Below are 19,730 nucleotides of genomic sequence, written 5' to 3'. Positions count from 1 at the left end.
AAAGGGGGCAGGCACCTTTGTGGTGGTGGGGACGAGCTCGATGCTGTTGTGATCGTTGAGCGGCATGTTAATGGGCGGCTCTACAGAATTTCATCTGGGCTGGCGGGTTTGGTTGTTTTGGGGATGCCGAGTTTGGATGACGCGAAATCGTCAACATTGTCCTTAATTCCGTCTTTGGTGTAGACAGTGACCATATAGGTGCTGTGTCCGAATTCGCCCTTGTCGCGTGTTGCCCAGGCATCCCAGTAGGCGGCCCCGTTTCGCCCTTTGATTTTTCCGACACGGCGGAGTTCTGTTCGCTTTAATTTCTGGTTGCTATAGATGGTTCGACCGGCCTCCTCGGTGAGCCCGCACTGTCCAAGCATCTTGTCGAGGACTTGGTTCATGTGGCGCTCATCGGTGTTTGGTGCGTAGTCGTAGGCGAGGGTGATGAAGTCGAGTGGCTGGTCGTCGATTAGATAGTTTAGCGTCTGAGGTCCAAGGCAGAAATAGGGGGAGCATCCGTCGATCTGACCGAGCAGTGGCAACTTTGACTGCCAACTTCCGGTGGGAATTCCATCTTCGTAAAACACGCCGCGACAGATAAAGGAGAGCGAGGTGGCACGCGAGCTGGCGTCGACCATTCCGCATAAATCGAAGGGCGAGGTGATACCAAGGGAAAAGGGCGTGATGACGATAAGGAAGAGCATCACGATGGGTATGGCGAGAATGGCGATGACGTTGCGACCGGTGGAATGAGGCGGCTTCATATGCGCTCCTCGAGACAAAGATCTGTTGAGGATAGGCAGAAATGGATATGTTCAGAGAGCAATTCAAGTTTAATCTCATTGCGCGAGATGGTCGACCGTTAGCGTCGAAAACCACCACAAAGGTGCCTGTCCCCTTTGTGGTGGTGAGGAGCGCGCGGCTTCTTTTGGTAATAGTGTTAGCTGGCGGTATCATTAGTGCAGGTGGCGAAGGTTTGCATTGTGGGGTGTTTTGCCGTGAGCCGTTCTGCCCGTATTGGATTGATTGTCTTGGCGCTTGCGATCGCTGTGGTTGGCGCGGGCGCTGTCGGTATGGCATTTCTACCTGCTGCGGTGACGGAGCCGGTGGTCAAGCCTGTGACTCAATCTGTCGAACTTCTGACCGGCGACGACAAGCCCGAGACCATTACCGTTGATTTTGATGAGCAGCCGGCTGTGCTGGGTATTAGTAATTATCCGCGTATTCAGCTTGGGGCCATGCGCTATACCACGGATACAAGCCTGATCGATAGGGCGTCCGAGCTACTCAAGGGCAAAACATTTAAGCGTTGGTACGGATATGCGTCCTATCGGGCAAAAGCGAACGACATGGTTGGCGGATGCCACTCGTCCATCGAGCTGGACACTGCAAACGGCGCAAAGTTATGTGATGTCTCGTACGATCCGGGCTACGAGGGCAATGAGGGTCCGGGCATCTACATCATGGACGGCGATGTCGCCTATGTCATGGAGGGCGACCAGAGCGAGCTCAACGATTTTATGGGTCAGTGTATCCAAGATGCCTATAAACAGACCTGCTTGCCTGACCCGCAGACTGCACGCGATAGTGGGTCTGCCCGTACATGGCTGTTCGAGGATGAGATGCCCTGGACCGTCGAATCGGGAAGTACGGGTTCGGCGAAGGAGTAGAGACCGCGACCACCACAAAGGTGCCTGTCCTCTTTGTGGTGGTTTTCGGTCTGTCTCGATCTGTAACATCTAGGATCAAAAATGGCTGCTAGATGTTACAGATCGAGACGGTAGCGCGCCTGGGCAGCGGCGGGCTGACATCTCAGTACCCTATCCGTAATTCACTCAGAAAATCTTATATATAGAGACTTAGATTTGTGTATAAGATCGCGCAAAGCTGGCAACAATACTTCTCGAACAACGTGAAGCCGCCCCGTAGGGCGGCCGCCCCAAGAGAGGTGATTCCATGAGAATCGATAAGCTAGCAATGACGTCGCGCGAGGCGCTGCAGACCGCCATGAGCACGGCCGCTGACGCGCAGGCCGGCGCGGTGGAGCCGATTCATCTGCTGTCTGCCCTGCTCGGTGCCGGCGAGCGCAATATCTCCGTGATCATCGAGCGCATCGGTGCCGACCCGGCTCAGCTCGCACGCTCCACACAGGATGCCATCGACCACGCGCCCAAGGTTTCGGGCGAGGGCCAGCAGATGGGCCTGTCCAACGAGCTCGTCCGCGTCATCGAAAAGGCCGAGAAGAAGGCCACCAAGATGGGCGACAGCTTTGTGGTGACTGAGCATCTGCTGATGGCGCTTGCCGAGGACAAGGGCGAGGCGGGCCGCGTGCTGCGCGACGCCGGCGTCACCAAGGAGCGCATCGAGCAAGTCTACGAGGAGCTGCGTGGCGATGACCGCGTGACGTCTGCCGAGGACAAGACTCAGTTTGAGGCACTGGAGCAGTACGGTCGCAACATCTGCGATCTGGCCCGCGCCGGCAAGCTCGACCCGGTCATCGGCCGTACCGATGAGATTCGCCGCACCATCCAGGTCCTGTCCCGTCGCACCAAGAACAACCCCGTGCTCATCGGTGAGCCGGGCGTCGGCAAGACGGCCATCGTCGAGGGCATCGCCCAGCGTATCGTGGCCGGCGACGTGCCGAGCACCCTGCGCGACCGCGACCTTATCGAGCTCGACATGAGCGCGCTGGTCGCCGGCGCCAAGTACCGCGGCGAGTTCGAGGACCGCTTGAAGGCCGTACTCAAGGAAGTCCAGAAGTCCGAGGGCAAGGTCATCCTGTTCATCGATGAGCTCCACACCATCGTGGGCGCGGGTGCCACCGAGGGCTCCATGGACGCCGGCAACATCCTCAAGCCGGCGCTCGCCCGTGGCGACCTGCACGCGATCGGCGCGACCACGCTCGACGAATACCGCAAGTACATCGAGAAGGACGCGGCGCTCGCCCGTCGTTTCCAGACCGTTATGGTGAGCGAGCCTACCGTCGAGGACACCATTTCGATTCTGCGTGGCCTCAAGGAGAAGTACGAGATCTTCCACGGTGTGCATATCACCGATAGCGCGCTCGTGGCAGCTGCCGACCTCTCCGATCGCTACATCGCCGACCGCTTCCTGCCCGACAAGGCCATCGATCTGGTCGATGAGGCGGCAAGCCGCCTGCGCATGGAACTCGACAGCATGCCGGTCGAGATCGACGCCACCACGCGTCAGCTCACCCAGCTGCAGATCGAGGAACAGGCGCTCATGAAAGAGACCGATGACGCCTCCAAGGAGCGTCTGGAGGCCCTGCGCCAGGAGATTGCCGAGGTCCAGGAAAAGCTTAACGTGCAAAAGGCCGGCTGGCTCAACCAGAAGAACGCCATCGACCACGTGCAAGAGCTCAAGGGGCAGCTCGACGAGGCCAAGAGCGAAGAGGAGCGCGCGACGCGCAATGGCGATTTGGGTCGTGCGTCCGAGCTGCGCTACTCCGTGATTCCGGGCCTGCAGCAGCAGATTCAGGATTCCGAGGCCGCGCTCGAGGCGCAAAAGCAGCAGGACGGCGAGGGCCTCAACGAACAGGTGACCTCCGATGAGATCGCCGAGGTCGTGAGCGCCTGGACCGGCGTGCCCGTGTCCAAGATGATGCAGGGCGAACTCGACAAGCTCAAGGGCTTGGAGGGCGAGCTGCATAAGCGCGTCATCGGCCAGGACGAGGCCGTCTCCGCCGTCGCCGCAGCTGTGCGCCGCAGCCGTGCGGGCCTCTCCGATCCGGACAAGCCCATCGGAAGCTTCTTCTTCCTGGGTCCCACCGGCGTGGGCAAGACCGAGCTCGCCAAGGCGCTGGCCGAGTGCCTGTTCGATGACGAGCGCGCGCTCGTGCGTATCGACATGTCCGAATACATGGAGAAGTTCAGCGTCCAGCGTCTGATCGGTGCGCCCCCGGGATACGTGGGCTACGACGAGGGCGGCCAGCTCACCGAGGCCGTGCGCCGTCGCCCGTACTCCGTAATCTTGCTCGACGAGATGGAGAAGGCTCATCCTGATGTCTTCAACGTGCTGTTGCAGGTGCTCGACGACGGCCGTCTGACCGATGGCCAGGGTCGTCAGGTGTCCTTCAAGAACACGATCATCATCATGACGTCTAACGTGGGCTCCAAGGCTATCGCCGAGCTTTCCGGCAAGGACGAGGAGGAGATGCGCCATCAGGTCGACGCGGCCATGGCTCAGACCTTCCGCCCCGAGTTCCTCAACCGTATCGACGATATCGTGGTGTTCCATCCGCTCGGTATGGCGCAGATCGAGAAGATCGTCGACATCCAGCTCGCCGACGTCCGCGCGCGTCTGGCCAAGGAGCGCATGACGCTTGCCATCACCCCGGCGGCCAAGCAGATGCTCGCCGTGGGCGGCCTGGACCCGGTCTTTGGCGCCCGTCCGCTCAAGCGTCTGGTTCAGCGCGAGGTCGTGGATGCCATCGCCGCCGCTATCATCGACGGCACGGTGCGCGAGGGCGATCAGGTGACGGTCGATGTCGACAAGGACGGTGGCTTTACCGTCGTGTGCGACAACACGCCGGCGGCCACCTACGAGGTCCCCGACGCAGAGTAAATTATGGGGCCGGCTTTAACCGCACCTCATCGCAAAACGCCAAGGGCGGCGGATCCAATCGGGTCCGCCGCCCTTTTTCGTGCGACAATCGATGATGTTGAGCATGAGCACATGGCAAGGAGATATGCAGATGAAAGACGAGAACAAGACGCACGCACCGGTTGCTGAGGCAGCGCCCGCCGCGGCGGTCGCACCGAAGGCTTCTCCCAAACCGGCGCCCAAGCCGCGCGACCCCTACATCCGTGCCGAGAACGAGGACGATGACGGCTACGATCCCTACAGCGATCGCCGCCCCGAGCGCGAGCCGATGTTCGAAGCCGACCCCTGGCGCTAAGTGCCACCCAAAAGGCCACCAATAAGTTGCGGTGAAATAGGGACTGTTTTGCGGTTTGACCAGCAAAAACAGCCCTATTTCACCGCAACTGCGTTAGGGATTTTTCTACAGGGGGAGGGTAGTCAAAAAAGCCCCGTCCCAAATTGACTGCTCGGGGAGTCGCATTCGAGCTCGGTTGTCCTCTTAGCCACTCGATATCCTTCGGAGCAATATCGGTGATAAAACTTGCTTAAGTGTTAATCAAGCTACACACAATCTTGCTCTCTAATTAATCAAGAATCGGTATAATTTTGATTAGCTAGAGAGCAAGATTGGAGAATCATGGCATTCAACGACTTGATCGCCCAGAAAATAAAGGACTTTGAACAGCAGGGGGTTCCGCAGGTCTTTGAGCGAGACCTTGATCTAGGAAACCCACAGGAGCCAAAGCGCGACAACATCGTAAATGTGATTGTGGGGGCCCGCCGTTGTGGAAAGACGTATCGCCTGTATCAGGAGATGCGGCGGCTTCAGAGCCGGGGCGTCGAGCTTGACCGGATGCTTTACTTCAATTTTGAGGATGAGCGCTTGCGCCCGTATGAGCCATCGCTGCTGGCGGACGTGCTCGACACGTTCTATGCGCTGTATCCTGTTGCTCGAACCGAGGGCGCTTACATTTTCTTTGACGAGATCCAGGAAATTCCCGAATGGGGTGCGTTTCTGCGGCGTGTAGTCGATACGGAGAAAGCGACCGTCTATGTGACGGGATCTTCTTCTAAGATGCTGTCCTCAGAACTTAAGAGCGAGTTCAGGGGTCGTTCTCTTGTGCGAGAGCTTTTTCCGTTGAGTTTTTCGGAATACGTTCGATATAAGACGGGGAGCGTTCTCGAGCCAGATGCGACCTTTTCCCCGAGCGATGCAGCGCTGCTTCGACATCATCTGATCGGGTATCTTGAACAAGGGGGATTCATCGCGACACTTGAGCAGACGCCCACAGACGCGATTCAGCTGCTACAGGAATATGCTTCGCGAACGGTCGCTATGGACGTCGTTGAGCGTTACGACGTCAAGAACCCTCGCCTGGCATCGCTGTTCTTGACGCGGTGTATGGCATCTTCGGGACGAGAGCTGTCAGTGAACAAAGTGTACAACGAGTTCAAGAGCAGACAGATACCCGCCAGTCGTAATTCGCTCAGCGATTTACTTGAGTATTATGAGGACGCCTACCTGTTATTTTCTGTGCCGGAGTTCACGCGTTCACTGGCAAATAACATGCGGTCTGCGTCTAAGGTCTACGCTGTCGACCCTGCGATGTTTGGAGCATTCTCTCCCGCATCAGCATTGGACCAGGGCCAGAGGCTCGAGACCGCAGTGTTCAATGCGCTAAGAAGAAAGACTCCCGCGGTGAGGACCGGCTCGGTCTGCCGCCTGCTGATCAAAGAGAAGAGCAAAAGCCATGAGGTGGACTTTGTGGCTGGGGACGCGCTTCTCATGCGGGCTTATAGCCTGATTCAGGTGAGTGCGGATATGGCACGTGAGAAAACGCGCGAGCGCGAAATTGCCGCGCTTGATGCCTCGATGGCCCAGTTCGATCTTGGCGAGTCGGCAATCGTTACCATGGATGAACAGACCGATATTTCATGCGAGCACGGTGTGGTCCACGTTGTGCCCGCATGGAAGTGGCTCCTTGCCTAATCATCTATGGACCTGTGGGGTCAGGACCTCCTGGCTCCCTCATCACGGTTGGGGAGCACCTTGCTGCGCCAGGCTAGTCCTGGGCTTTGATACTCGGCATCAGAATCTGGGCGAGGTAGTCGGTCTCGAGTTTGGCGGCGGCGTCGGCCTTGCCGTCTTTGCCGACCAGCACGTTCTTGATCTGGCTATAGGTATAGCGGTTGCCGGTCGTAAGCTCGACAAGCTCAATGGCCGTGTCCATGGGGTAGGTTGACACGGGGTTCTGCGTCTGTCCGTTGATGGTCTGGGGCACCACGTACGGATAGACGGGGCCGCTGGCGTAGACGGTATAACCGTTGCCTAGATTGGCCGCGCCCAAAACCGTATCGCCTTCATCGGGCGTAAAGCTCTCGCCCTCGCGCACCGCGACGAGCGTCACGAGCGGCGTATTGGCGTCGTCGCCCAGATAGATGCATAGCGTGCTTCCGTTTTGCCAAGTTGCGACCTTGCCGTACCACTCGACGGGAATATCGAGCTGGTAGAGGTCGGTTGCCTTGTGGCGAGCGTCAGCATCACGGGACGCCTGTGCCTTTTGCGCGCTCACGGCATTGACGGCGGCGTCGCGCCGCGCGGTTGCTGCCTGCTGGAGCACTTTGGCAGCCGCGGCGGAGCTCGCACCGCCCTCCTCGGCATACTTGGCGGCGGCATCGATCTGGTCGTCAGTCACCGTGTCGGCCGAAGGCACCTTGAGCTTAAAGGTGGCCTGGGCACTTAAATCCTGTCCATCGCTCTTAACGGTGACCTGCGTCTTGGTGGTCGGGACGGTATAGATGGTGCCGTCGGCCGCGATGGGGGAGGCAGCGATGGAGAGCGTGTAATCGCCGGGCAGCAGTTTGATGCCGCGGCCGTGCTCGTCAACGTAGAGCGTTTCGCTCACGGAAGAACCGTCGGAATCTTGTCCGCTCACCTGCACGGGAATCTTGGAGCCAGTTGAGCAGTCGAGGCCCGCGGCATGCACGCCAATCTGCACCGACATCATGGTATGGGCGTTTGCGGCAAGCACGGCAGCCTGCTCTTGCTGATATCCGTTCCAGGCAGCATAGCCTGCACCGCCGGCGACGAGCGCGACGGCCACGACACCGGCGACCATCAGATTGCGGCGCTTGGGCGACATCTTGCGATGGCGGACCTCGGCCTCGCGTGCCGAGGGAACGGACGGCAGGGGAATATCGCCCATGGCGATGGTCTCGTCCACGGCAGGAGCGGAGCCCAGGCCGGGAAGCTCGCGGGTCAGCGAATCTTCGGCCGGCAAGCTGTCGAGCAAGATGGTTTCCTCGCTCGTGTCGGATTCGGGCTGGTCATCGGCCTCGCATTCGGTGTCTTCGTGATCTGCCTCATCTTCGGCAGGCTCAACGTCGTCTGCATCCTGATCATCGGACTGCGCCTCGGCTTCCGACTCATCCTGCACATCAACGCCCGAATCGTCAAACGCAATCTCATCAAGTGAAATCCGGTCTAAGCTCTCCAAGGCCTCAGCGCAAGCTTCTGCATCTTGGGCCGCATCCTCTTGGCCCATCGTCTCATCTTTCATATATCCCCCAAGCTCAATATCGGGACAACACTGTACCCAAAAATGGAGCCATATAAAGCGCGTGCGAAATATAAGATCCGATTTAACTCGAGCGCATCGTTCGGCCGCATCCTCGCGGCAGCAAAAGGCCCCCGGAACGCGAACGAATCACATTCCGGGGGCTCTGCAATGCGTTGAGTTGCGCGGAGCCGGCTATGCTGCTTCGCGCCCAAGCGATGTCTGCGTCAGGCGCGTTACTCGGCGTGAGCGTAATCAACCTTGGCGCGGCGGGCGGTAGCCTTCTCCCAATCGCTGGTGCCCTCAAAGACATCCTGCTTGTAGGGATTGCGGCCGAGCTTCTTGGCACGGTAGGCGATGTAGATGATCGCGGCGACGTTGGCGACCAGTGCGGCGATCGAGACCGCGGTAGCGGCGCCGGGGTCGAGTGTGGAGTGGGTCACAAAGATGGACTCCTCCTGGAAGTACGGGAACACCTGGGCAAACATGCACCAAATGGCCAGCGTAAAGGCGCGGTTCTGGATCCAGCCGCCCTTGTTCCAGATAAAGGCGGCGACGGTGGGCGCCAGCAGCAGCGCAAAGCCGCAGAACCAGGAGTGGGTGGGCAGGCAGTTGTAGGTGTAGCAGAAGTTCCAGATATCGTAGGCGATAATGTAGACCCAGGTCATATCGGGCCACAGCATGTCGGTCTGATCCTCGGAGGCGTAGACGCTCCACCAACCGGTCATGCAGAAGATGTTGATGATGCCCGCGATGCCGTTGAACACGTTGTTCCAGCCGGCCAGCTGCGTGGCGCCCTCGGAGGTGACCCAGGTGGACTCGCCCAGGACAAAGAAGTGATAGGCGCTCTCGAAGTCGGACACGACGGCGATCATGATGTTGATGGCGACGATCACAAACGGCCACGCGCGGAACCAATGCGCCTTGCCGATCTTGCCCCACTGGTACTTAATGGCAATGAAGCCCCAGCAGCCGGCGAGCGCCGCGTATACCTTGGCGTAGTGGAACCAGCTGTTCTGGTACACATGGGTGGGGTTGGTGAGCGCCCACTCGGCACCCTGCGAAACGCCCACGGCGATGGCGACGCAGTAGATGGTCATGGCCAGCGGAGCCACGCCAAAGATGATGGCCGCGCCGAGCTTGGTGTGGCGGCCGACCTCGTTGAGCACGATCAGGCCGATAAAGACCATGGCCCAGCCGGCCCAGTGGATAAGGGTGTCGCTACCCCAAACATCGAACAGCATGCTGCTCTCCTTTCACACGCCCGCGGCCCCTCTTCTGATCGCGGGCAGTTTGGCCAAATGTCGTCAGTTCTGGGGCTTGCGCTCCGGATACTTGGCGGTATAGCCCTCGATGTGGAGTGTCGAGGCGATGATTTCCTTGACCGTTTCGTCGGGCACATCGGGGTGCGTGCGGATATACATCAAAAGGCCCATGATGAGGGTGTAGAACGTCTCGTAGACATGGTCGATGCGTAGCTCATGATGGGCGACAAAATCCACTACGGTGGTGTCGCAGATATACTGCGCCACGCGCTGGACCACGTTGTGCAAAAAGCCGCCGTAGAGCGCGCCGCTGCTCGAGGTAAGCGTGCTCGGCAGCTCGTGGCCGCTGGCGACCAGGCGCTTAAAGAGCGGGGCGACGGTGTCGAGCGCGCCCTCGATATCACCGACGGTGCGGTCGGCGTTCCACCGCTCGAGTTCGGAGATAAAGCCGTCGATCGCCTCGTCCATAACAGCGGTGACGGCGGCGTCCATGTCGGCGAAGTAGTGGTAGAACAATGAACGCGTGCAGCCGGCTCGCTTGGTCACGGCCGATACCGATAGGTGGGACACGCCCAGCTCGGAGCTTACGGTGCGCACGGCATCGAGGATCTCGCGACGGCGTTCGTCGCCCGTCAGGCGCTTTGCCGCGCTATCGGATGCGGGGACGGCATCGACCACAGAGGTACCTGCTGTGTTGTTGCCCATGTTTTGCCGCCTTTCATCCTCTTTTGCCTGACCGTTCGCCTAACAGTCTTGAATATTGTTGACGGTTCGTCAATACTATTTTTGACACAATGTCAACAATGGCGGGTGAACGGCATGGGGCATGCCCGGCCTGCAAAAAAAGAGGGGCGCTGCGGCTTCGTCGGGCTGTGGCAAGAGAAGGGACAACCATGATTCTCAACGGACCGGGGATTAGCTACACCGAGCCCGACATCGGTTCGGAGTTCGTGCCGCCGCTGCCGGAGCATCCGCGCGAGGCCATCGTCAAGCTGTGCGAGCACTGCACCAACCGTCTGCTGCATCGCGACGAGCTGTTGGGCTACGAGTACTGGTCGTTTGCCGAGGCCGCGACCGACGAGCAGGCCGAAGTGCTCTGCAAGATGAAGATGCGCCGTCCCTATACGCTGCCCGAGATGGCCAAGCTCACCGGCATGCCCGAGACCCAGATCGAGAAGATGCTCGACGACATGAGCTACACGGGTCTGCTCGAGTACAACTGGGAAAACCCCGAGCGCGCCAAGCAATGGGTGTTGCCCATGCTGGTGCCGGGTTCTGCCGAGTTCCTCAACATGCGCGTGAGCCAGCTCGAGGAGCACCCGGTCTATGCCAAGTTCTTTGAGCAGGCGTCCAAGGGACCGCTGTCCAAGGCCACGCCGATGGTGCCGCCCGGAGGCGCCGGCATCGGCATGCACGTCATTCCGGTCGAGAAGGCCATCGACGCCGCGAGCACCTCGGTGCCGATCGAGCATATCGAGCATTGGCTCGACAAATACGATGGCAAATATGCCGCCAGCACCTGCAGCTGCCGCGCGAGCCGTCGCGTGATGGGTGAGGGCTGCGCCGACGACCCGGCCGATTGGTGCATCGCCGTGGGCGATATGGCCGACTACGTGGTTGAGACCGATCGTGGCCATTACGTGACCCGCGACGAGGTTTACGACATCTTGCGCCAGGCCGAGGACAACGGCTTTGTGCACCAGATCACTAATATCGACGGCGAGAACAAGATCTTCGCCATCTGCAACTGCAACGTCAACGTGTGCTACGCTCTGCGCACCTCGCAGCTGTTCAACACGCCCAACCTGTCGCGCTCGGCCTATGTCGCCAAGGTCGAGAAGGACAAGTGCGTGGCCTGCGGTCGCTGCGTTGAGGTATGTCCGGCCGGCGCCGCCAAGCTGGGCCAGAAGCTCTGCAGCAAAAAGGCCGGCGGACAGGTGCCCGAGTATCCGCGCCAGGAGCTGCCCGATGCCACCAAGTGGGATCATACCAAGTGGTCGCCCAACTACCGCAACGACAACCGCATCGAGACGCACGAGTCCGGCACCGCGCCCTGCAAGACGGCCTGCCCCGCTCACGTTGCCGTTCAGGGCTACTTGAAGCTCGCAGCGCAGGGCCGCTATGACGAGGCGCTGGCGCTCATCAAGCGCGAGAACCCGCTGCCCGCTATCTGCGGCCGTGTGTGCAATCGCCGCTGCGAGGATGCCTGCACCCGCGGCCGCGTGGACGAGGCCGTGGCCATCGACGAGGTCAAGAAGTTTATCGCCCAGCGCGATCTGGACGCCGCGACCCGCTACGTCCCGCCTGTGGTGACGCCGACGCGTGCTGGCGGCTTCGATCAGAAGATCGCCATCATCGGTGCCGGCCCGGCCGGTCTGTCCTGTGCCTTCTATCTGGCCGAGAAGGGCTACAAGCCCGTCGTGTTCGAGAAGAACGAGCGCCCGGGCGGCATGCTCACCTACGGCATTCCCAGCTTTAAGCTGCAGAAGGACGTCATTGAGGCCGAAGTCGAGGTTATTCGCCTGATGGGTGCCGAGTTCCGCTATGGCGTGGAGGTCGGTCGCGATGTGACGCTCGACGAGCTGCGCGAGCAGGGCTTTAAGGCCTTTTATGTTGCCATTGGCTGCCAAGGCGGCCGCCTCGCCGGTATTCCGGGTGAGGATGCCGAGGACGTGGCCGTGGCCGTCGACTTTTTGCGCGAGGTCAACAGTGGCAAGATCGACGCGCTGCCCGGCCGCACCATCGTGGTGGGCGGCGGCAACGTGGCTATCGACGTCGCGCGCAATGCCTGCCGTCTGGGCTCCGAGCACGTTGAGATGTTCTGCCTGGAGAGCGAGGCCCAGATGCCCGCCAGCGAGGAGGAGCGTCGCGAGGCCGTTGAGGACGGCGCGCACATCAGCTGCGGTTGGGGCCCCAAGGAAGTTCACCTGGACGAGGCCGGTCGTGTGTGCGGCATCACCTTCAAGCGCTGCACGCGTGTCTTTGACGACGAGGGCCGTTTTGCGCCCGAGTACGACGAGAACGATCTGCGCCGTGTCGATGCCGACCGTGTCGTCATGTCGATTGGCCAGTCCATTGTGTGGGGCGACTTGCTAGCTGGCTCCAAGGTGGAGCTCGGCCGCGGCCAGGGTGCCCTTGCCGATCCTCAGACCTATCAGACCGCCGAGCCCGACATCTTTGTAGGCGGCGACGTCTACACCGGTCCGAGCTTTGCCATCGACGCCATTGCCGCCGGTCACGAGGCCGCGGTGTCCATCCATCGCTTTGTGCAGCCGGGCTCCACGCTCACCATCGGCCGCAACCAGCGCCGCTACACCGCGCTCGACCGCGACGACGTTGTGCTCGAGAGCTACGACAACGCGAGCCGCGAGGTTGCCCACGTGGACCGCGAACGCGAGAAGGCTGCGCCGTTTAGCGAGTATGTTGAGACCTTTACCGAGGAGCAGGTGCGCGCCGAGACCGCCCGCTGCCTGGGCTGCGGCGCCTCGATCGTCGACCCTAACAAGTGCATCGGCTGCGGCCTGTGCACCACCAAGTGCGCGTTCGACGCCATCCATCTGGATCGCGACCGCCCCGAGTGCTCCACGATGGTCAAATACGAGCAAAAGCTCCCAAGCCTCGGCAAGTATGCTTTGAAGCGCGCCATCAAGATTAAGTTCGGTCGCAAGTAAGTAGTCATAACGGGAACGGCGGAAGGAAATAAATGCACGAGCTCGGAATCGTCTATCACATCATTCGTGATATTGAGAATGTGGCGCGCGCCAATGGCGTGAGTCGCGTTTCGAGCGTCACGCTGCTGCTGGGCGAGGTCTCGGGCGTCGTTCCCGACTTGCTGCTCGACGCTTGGCGCTGGGCAGCAGATAAAAAGCCTATCGCGCAGGGCGCGGAGCTTATCGTGGAGCCCGTCGAGGCCGTGACACATTGCGAGGCGTGCGGCTGCGACTACGCGACGGTCGAGTACGGCAAGACCTGCCCCCATTGCGGTAGCGGCGAGACATACCTGCTGCAGGGCCAAGAGGTCATGATCAAACAGATCGGGACCCCCGAAGAGGATCCGGCAGACGCTGCTCCTGACGGCCTCTCCGACGCCCCCGATGCCGTCGACGCCGCCAACCCACTCCACATCGCCTAGGATTCCCTATAAGTTGCGGTGAAATAGTTCCTAAATCCAGCCTTCTGGCTCTTAAACAAGAACTATTCCACCGCAACTATTTTGAGTGGTTTCATAGACCATAAGTCACGAAAATAGTCAAGCCATGTCTGTTTAAACAAAATAGTGACAGTACGAGCACATTCGCACTTGCTTAATATCGATATTAATGAACAGCTTGCTTGTATCTATAAAATACATAGCTTGATGAGCGACGCCTTGTCGTGTAATGAGTCAAAAAGCAGTAACGTAATCAACTTGTAACAAACCTAGACGTTTAAACAAATAATCCAACCTTTTGCGGATTTAGCTATAATTCCACAATCCAAACAGGTATACTCCTTTCATGTCGTGTAGGAAATACGTAGACAAAAAGGAGGTTATGTGATGGTAAGTATTGTTCTTGCTAGCCACGGGGACTTGGCAGCTGGAATCAAGCAGACGGGCTCGATGGTCTTTGGCGATCAGCCGTCTGTTGCCGTGGTCTCGCTCGAGCCGAGCATGGGCCCCGACGATTTCCGTGCCAAGGTCGAGGAAGCAGTCGCTTCCTTCGAGGACCAGGAGCAGGTGCTCTTCCTCGTTGATCTGTGGGGCGGCACGCCGTTCAACCAGATCAGCGGGCTCATCGAGGGCCACGATTCCTGGGCTATCGTCACCGGTGTCAACCTGCCTATGCTCATCGAGGCATATTCGCAGCGCTTTGATGCAAAGAACACTGCACATGCGATCGCAAAACATCTCGTGACTGAGGCTAAGGCTGGCGTGCGCGTCAAGCCCGAGTCTCTGGAGCCCGAGGAGAAGAAGCCGGCTGCGGCCGCTGCTGCTCCTGCAGGCGCCATCCCTCCGGGAACGGTCATTGGCGACGGGCACATCAAGATTGCCCACGTCCGTATCGACACCCGTCTGCTGCATGGTCAGGTGGCCACCACGTGGACCAAGCAGATTAACCCCAACCGCATCATCGTGGTTTCCGACGGCGTTGCTCACGACGAGCTTCGCAAGACGATGATCGAGCAGGCTGCCCCTCCGGGAGTCCATGCCAACGTCGTGCCCATCAAGAAGATGGCCGAGGTCGTCAAGGACACGCGTTTTGGTGACACCAAGGCCATGCTGCTCTTCGAGAACCCGCAGGATCTGCTCAAGGCCATCGAGGCCGGCGTCGACATCAAGGAAGTCAACATCGGTTCCATGGCTCACTCCAAGGGCAAGGTCGTCGTCACCAACGCCGTCGCTATGGGCGATGACGACGTCAAGACTCTCGAGGCCCTCAAGGCCAAGGGCGTCAAGTTCGAGGTCCGCAAGGTTCCTTCGGATTCCTCCGAGGATCTCGACGCCATGTTGAAGAAAGCTAAGGCCGAACTGGCCGCTCAAGCATAGTAAAGGAGGGTCCGATACATGTCTGCAATCACTATTCTGCTTGTTGCGATTGTCGCGTTGCTTGCCGGTATGGAAGGCATTCTGGATGAGTTCCAGTTCCATCAGCCGCTCGTGGCATGCACGCTTATCGGTCTCGTAACCGGTCACCTTCAGGAGGGCATCCTCCTGGGCGGTTCGCTCCAGATGATGGCCCTTGGCTGGGCTAACGTCGGCGCCGCCGTCGCGCCTGACGCCGCTCTGGCCTCGGTCGCCTCTTCGATCATCATGGTGCTCGCCCTCAACGGCGGCGCTACCGATCCGTCGAAGGCCGTTACCGCCGCTATCGCCGTCGCTGTCCCGCTGTCGGTCGCTGGTCTGTTCCTGACCATGATCTGCCGTACCCTGGCTACCGCTATCGCTCACGCCATGGACGGTTGCGCCGAGAAGGGCGACTTCGCCGGCATCGAGCGTTGGCAGTACATTGCCATCCTTATGCAGGGCCTTCGTATCGCCATCCCGGCAGTACTTCTGTGCATCATCCCGGCCGAGGCTGTTACCAACGCGCTTAACGCTATGCCCGACTGGCTGTCCGGCGGCATGGCTGTCGGCGGCGGCATGGTCGCTTCCGTCGGTTACGCCATGGTCATCAACATGATGGCCACCAAGGAGACCTGGCCGTTCTTCATCCTCGGCTTTGTCCTTGCTGCCATCCCTCAGCTCACGCTGATCGCCCTTGGCCTCATCGGCATCTCCCTTGCCCTCATCTACCTTGGCCTTAAGGATCTGGCCAAGCAGGGTGGCGGCATGGGCGGTGGCTCCGGTGACCCGCTCGGCGACATTCTGAACGATTACGAGTAGGAGGGGAGTGATACATATGGCAGAGAACAAGATTCAGCTCACCAAGGCTGACCGCAAGAAGGTTTGCTTCCGTCATCAGTTCCTTCAGGGCTCGTGGAACTACGAGCGTATGCAGAACGGCGGCTGGTGCTTCGCAATGATCCCTGCGATCAAGAAGCTCTACACCAGCAAGGATGACCAGATTGCCGCTCTTAAGCGCCACCTGGAGTTCTATAACACCCACCCCTATGTTTCCGCCCCCGTCATTGGCGTTACCCTCGCTCTCGAGGAGGAGCGCGCCAACGGTGCTCCGATCGACGACGTCGCCATCCAGGGCGTCAAGGTCGGTATGATGGGCCCGCTCGCCGGCGTCGGCGACCCCGCCTTCTGGTTCACCCTTCGCCCGATTTTGGGCGCTCTGGGCGCTTCCATGGCCCTGTCCGGTAGCATCGCCGGTCCGCTGCTGTTCTTCTTTGCGTGGAACATCATCCGTTACGCTTTCCTGTGGTACACGCAGGAGTTTGGCTACAAGGTCGGCTCCTCCATCGCCAAGGACCTCTCCGGCGGTCTGATGGGCAAGGTCACCGAGGGTGCTTCCATCCTGGGTATGTTCATCATCGGCGCCCTGGTCGAGCGCTGGGTGTCCATCTCCTTCACCCCGGTCGTCTCCAAGGTCACGCAGTCTGCTGGCGCCTTTATCGACTGGGCTAGCCTGCCCTCCGGCTCCGAGGGCGTCAAGGAAGCGCTGACGATGTACAACTCCATCGGTGCTACCGCCCTTGATCAGGTTAAGGTCACCACGCTTCAGGCTAACCTCGATCAGCTCATCCCCGGCCTTGCCGCTGTGTGCCTGACCCTGCTGGTCTGCAAGCTCCTCAAGAAGAAGGTCAGCCCGATCGTCATCATCCTGGCTCTCTTCGCCGTCGGCATCATCGGTCGCGTCTGCGGCTTCATGTAAGCACGCTTCGGCTTAAGACCGAGAGTTGCTAGGCAAGGGCTTTTGAGCCATTGAAACGGACCGCACCCGGTGGGTACACTGGATGCGGTCCGATTGTTTTTATTGGAGGGCGAGGCGCGTATGGCGCAATCTCAGAACAGCACGGTCGATCTGGCAACGCCGGCAACCTGCCTGATGGGGCTTACCAGCCACGGTAACGTGATGGTGGGCAATAAGGCGTTTGAGTACTATAACGAGCGCAATCCCGAGGATTATATTCAAATCCCGTGGGACGAGGTCGACTATATTGCCGCCGAGGTTTTACGCGGCACCAAGAAGATCACGCGTTTTGCCATCTTCACCAAGGACAACGGTCACTTTACGTTTTCGACGCGCGACGACAAAGAGACGCTTCGTGCTGTCCGCAAGTACGTCGACGAGGATAAGCTCGTGCGTTCGCCCGACTTTATCGATGTGACGGCCAAGGGCGCCAAGAGCATCCCCTCCGTTATCAAAAACCTCTTCCACAAAGGTAACTAGCTCCTCATAAGTTGCGGTGAAATAGTTCCTAAATACGGCTTTAGATGCTTCAGACAGGAACTATTCCACCGCAACTTCGAAGTCTAGTCATGCGACGTATTGCGATGCAGTAAATCTGCTACACTAGTACAACATGCCTCCGTAGCTCAGGGGATAGAGCACCGCTCTCCTAAAGCGGGTGTCGACGGTTCGAATCCGCCCGGGGGCACCAGAGGAATATCGAGCCCGGTACCGCTACGGTGCCGGGCTCTTCTGGTCTAAGGGCAGGATTCGAGCCGTCGACACCCGCGTCACCAATTTCCCCGCGGGGGGAGTTTTCGAATCCGCCCGGGGGCACCAGAGGAATATCGAGCCCGGTACCGCTACGGTGCCGGGCTCTTCTGGTTCATGCCATGTCAAAAACGAGGCGCCCGCTTGCTGGGGGAGCAAGCGGGCGCCTGTGAGCGAATATGTTTGCGGCGAAAGCCGTGATGAGCGGTGGGGTGGCGACTAGTTGTTCGTACCGGAATCGTCACCCGTGCCCGAGCCAGAGTCAGAGCCCGAGCCAGAAAGTGTGACTGTTAGCGTGATCGTGCTGTCGGTGGACTGCTTGCCGGTGGGGGAGACGCCCGTAACGGTGGCATCCTCGTTACCGCTTACGGGATTGCCGTTCTGGTCACAGAAGCCGATGTTATAGAAACCGGCGTTGTTGAGCGCGGTGACGGCGGCGGAGATGCTCTTGCCGTACAGGTTGCCCGGAACACTGGCCTTGCCGGACTTCTTGGCAATGACGACGGTAATCGTGGCGCCGGGCTTCTGCTTGCCACTGGGGTTCCAGCTGATCACGGTGCCCTCGGTAACCGAGTCGTTCTCCTGGTAGCTAACGTCGACGCCAAAGCCTGCCATATCGAGGGCGTTGCGTGCCTGGGCCTCGGTCATGTCGGTCAGATCGGGGACGGAGGTGGTGTCAGGACCGCTGGAGACCTTATACGAGATGGTCGTGCCCTTCTCGACTTCCTTGCCGGCATCAGTGCCCTGCTCAAAGACCTGGCCTTCGTCGGCCTCGTTGGCCTCCTCGGTTGCGTTGCCCTTCAGGCCCACGCTTGCCAGCGCGGCCTCGGCCTGGTCCTTGGTCAGGCCGACGAGCTGCGGAACCTCAACTTTCTCGGAGGGCTTGGGGCCCTTGGAGATCACCAGGTTCACCTTGGAGCCCTTGGGCTTCTTAGTGTTGCCGTTGGGGGTCTGCTCGGCAACCTTGCCCTCGTCGACATCGTCGTTATAGCTCTGGTCGACAGTTCCGACCTCAAGGCCGGCCTCCTTGATCAGCTCGATAGCGGTCTGCTGGTCCTTGTTAAGCACATCGGGCACCGTAACCTGCTCGCCCCCAAAGAGCCCGGTGGCGAAGGCCACCACAACGCCAACCACGGCGATTGCGGCGACTACGGCGGCGATAATCTTGTTCTTGTTGGACTTGGGCTGATCGACCTCGTAGGAACCGGTGGAACCCGAGACGGCGCTGCGGGGGTTGGTCTGTCCGCTTACGCCCGATACGGGGCGAACCATAGCGCGCGTGGAGTCAGACAGCTCACGGGTCTTGGTAGCGCCCAGCTCACCGGGGGCGCCGATGATGCGCGTGGGCTCCGAGACGTTGACGGCACGGCCCGACAGGTAGCTGTTGAGCACCTGACGCAGCTCGTCGGCGGTCTGGAAGCGGTTTGCCGGGTCCTTCTCCATGCACTTGAGGATGATGCGCTCAAGGTCGGCGTCGACACCGGAGTTGATCTGGCTCGGCGGAATAGGCAACTCGTTGACCTGCTTGAGTGCGACCGAGATGGCGTCGTCACCGTCAAAGGGAACGCGGCCGGTGGCGCATTCATACATCACGACGCCCAGCGAGTAGATATCCGAGGTGGGGCCGAGGTCCTGACCACGGGTTTGCTCGGGGCTGACGTAGTGGGCGGTTCCCAGCACGTTGTTGTCTTGCGTGAGGTGGCTGTTCTTGGCGCGCGCGATGCCAAAGTCCATCACCTTGATGTTGCCGTCGGGCAGCACCATGATGTTCTGCGGCTTAATGTCGCGGTGGATGATCTCGTGCTTGTGGGCGACCGAAAGCGCGGAGCTGATCTGCGAGCCGATCTGGGCGACCTTCTTGGGGTCGAGGGCGCCGTGGCTCTTGATGCCGCTCTTAAGGTCGGTGCCGCGCAAGTACTCCATGACGATGTAATAGGTGTCGCCGTCCTTGCCCCAATCGTAGACGCCCACGATATAGGGGGAGGAGAGACCGGCTGCTGCCTGGGCCTCCTGCTTAAAGCGTGCGGCGAAGGTTGCGTCGCCAGCATACTGCGGCAGCATGATCTTGACGGCTACCGTGCGGTCGAGGACCTGGTCCTGTGCACGGTAGACGGTCGCCATGCCGCCTGTTCCCACCTTATCCTTGAGGAGGTATCTTCCCCCGAGGACCCTCTGTTCCATTCCTGCTCCTAACATAACTATTCGCTCAACGATGTGTGTAGTACCTACGA

Annotated in this window: 15 protein-coding genes and 1 tRNA gene; 11 read left to right on the top strand and 5 right to left on the bottom strand. The window is 59.8% G+C overall.

The genetic code is table 11. The features are described 5' to 3' along the window. Positions 1-80 precede the first annotated feature (80 nt). The gene (locus PMX70_RS02640; protein WP_117839960.1) at positions 81-749 is read right to left on the bottom strand and encodes a hypothetical protein; all 669 of its coding nucleotides are present in this window, start codon (positions 747-749) and stop codon (positions 81-83) included. Between the two features lie 234 nt (positions 750-983). On the opposite strand from PMX70_RS02640, the gene PMX70_RS02635 reads away from it, so the two are divergent. The 4 genes from PMX70_RS02635 (at position 984) to PMX70_RS02620 (ending at position 6,577) form a co-directional block, all read left to right on the top strand. Continuing rightward, entirely contained in the window at positions 984-1,655 is a 672-nt protein-coding gene (locus tag PMX70_RS02635; RefSeq protein WP_124785760.1) for a hypothetical protein, read from the top strand. 286 nt (positions 1,656-1,941) lie between these two features. Beyond that, positions 1,942-4,569, top strand: coding sequence for an ATP-dependent chaperone ClpB (gene clpB / locus PMX70_RS02630; RefSeq protein ID WP_138375308.1), 2,628 nt, complete (start codon positions 1,942-1,944; stop codon positions 4,567-4,569). 130 nt (positions 4,570-4,699) lie between these two features. Then, positions 4,700-4,903: a hypothetical protein gene (locus tag PMX70_RS02625; protein ID WP_271739917.1), complete on the top strand. Its 204-nt coding sequence runs from the start codon at positions 4,700-4,702 to the stop codon at positions 4,901-4,903. Between the two features lie 321 nt (positions 4,904-5,224). Then, the gene (locus PMX70_RS02620; protein ID WP_271739916.1) at positions 5,225-6,577 is read left to right on the top strand and encodes an ATP-binding protein; all 1,353 of its coding nucleotides are present in this window, start codon (positions 5,225-5,227) and stop codon (positions 6,575-6,577) included. 73 nt (positions 6,578-6,650) lie between these two features. Here PMX70_RS02620 and PMX70_RS02615 read toward each other — a convergent pair whose 3' ends face one another. The 3 genes from PMX70_RS02615 to PMX70_RS02605 form a co-directional block, all read right to left on the bottom strand. Then, positions 6,651-8,147 (bottom strand): hypothetical protein, encoded by a 1,497-nt coding sequence (locus PMX70_RS02615; RefSeq protein ID WP_271739915.1) that lies wholly within the window; start codon positions 8,145-8,147, stop codon positions 6,651-6,653. Between the two features lie 233 nt (positions 8,148-8,380). Then, entirely contained in the window at positions 8,381-9,388 is a 1,008-nt protein-coding gene (locus PMX70_RS02610) for a DUF5692 family protein (RefSeq protein ID WP_271739914.1), read from the bottom strand. A gap of 63 nt (positions 9,389-9,451) precedes the next feature. Then, complete coding sequence (locus PMX70_RS02605) at positions 9,452-10,114, bottom strand: TetR/AcrR family transcriptional regulator (protein ID WP_138340865.1); 663 nt, start codon at positions 10,112-10,114, stop codon at positions 9,452-9,454. A gap of 188 nt (positions 10,115-10,302) precedes the next feature. Here PMX70_RS02605 and PMX70_RS02600 point away from each other — a divergent pair, with 188 nt between their 5' ends. The 7 genes from PMX70_RS02600 (at position 10,303) to PMX70_RS02570 (ending at position 17,440) form a co-directional block, all read left to right on the top strand. Then, positions 10,303-13,080, top strand: a complete 2,778-nt coding sequence (locus PMX70_RS02600) for an FAD-dependent oxidoreductase (RefSeq protein ID WP_271739913.1) — start codon at positions 10,303-10,305, stop codon at positions 13,078-13,080. 32 nt (positions 13,081-13,112) lie between these two features. Beyond that, positions 13,113-13,541: a hydrogenase maturation nickel metallochaperone HypA gene (locus tag PMX70_RS02595; RefSeq protein ID WP_271739912.1), complete on the top strand. Its 429-nt coding sequence runs from the start codon at positions 13,113-13,115 to the stop codon at positions 13,539-13,541. A 405-nt stretch (positions 13,542-13,946) separates the two neighbouring features. Then, complete coding sequence (locus PMX70_RS02590; protein WP_148332486.1) at positions 13,947-14,936, top strand: PTS sugar transporter subunit IIB; 990 nt, start codon at positions 13,947-13,949, stop codon at positions 14,934-14,936. Positions 14,937-14,954: 18 nt separating this feature from the next. After that, on the top strand, positions 14,955-15,773 hold the full coding sequence (locus PMX70_RS02585; RefSeq protein WP_271739911.1) for a PTS mannose/fructose/sorbose transporter subunit IIC: 819 nt from the start codon (positions 14,955-14,957) through the stop codon (positions 15,771-15,773). 16 nt (positions 15,774-15,789) lie between these two features. Continuing rightward, positions 15,790-16,710, top strand: a complete 921-nt coding sequence (locus tag PMX70_RS02580) for a PTS system mannose/fructose/sorbose family transporter subunit IID (RefSeq protein ID WP_271739910.1) — start codon at positions 15,790-15,792, stop codon at positions 16,708-16,710. A 120-nt stretch (positions 16,711-16,830) separates the two neighbouring features. Then, positions 16,831-17,229 carry a DUF956 family protein gene (locus tag PMX70_RS02575; RefSeq protein ID WP_006235193.1) on the top strand — a complete coding sequence of 133 codons (399 nt, stop codon included), beginning with the start codon at positions 16,831-16,833 and terminating at the stop codon, positions 17,227-17,229. A 135-nt stretch (positions 17,230-17,364) separates the two neighbouring features. After that, positions 17,365-17,440: transfer RNA gene (locus tag PMX70_RS02570), tRNA-Arg, on the top strand. 278 nt (positions 17,441-17,718) lie between these two features. On the opposite strand, the gene pknB is transcribed toward PMX70_RS02570, so the two are convergent. Beyond that, positions 17,719-19,680, bottom strand: a complete 1,962-nt coding sequence (gene pknB / locus PMX70_RS02565; RefSeq protein WP_271739909.1) for a Stk1 family PASTA domain-containing Ser/Thr kinase — start codon at positions 19,678-19,680, stop codon at positions 17,719-17,721. Positions 19,681-19,730 lie beyond the last annotated feature (50 nt).

The sequence above is a fragment of the Collinsella aerofaciens genome, from assembly GCF_028206795.1.
Lineage (GTDB): Bacteria > Actinomycetota > Coriobacteriia > Coriobacteriales > Coriobacteriaceae > Collinsella > Collinsella aerofaciens_AX.
Note: the sequence above shows the minus strand (reverse complement) of the source record. Positions and strands in the feature narration are given on the sequence as shown.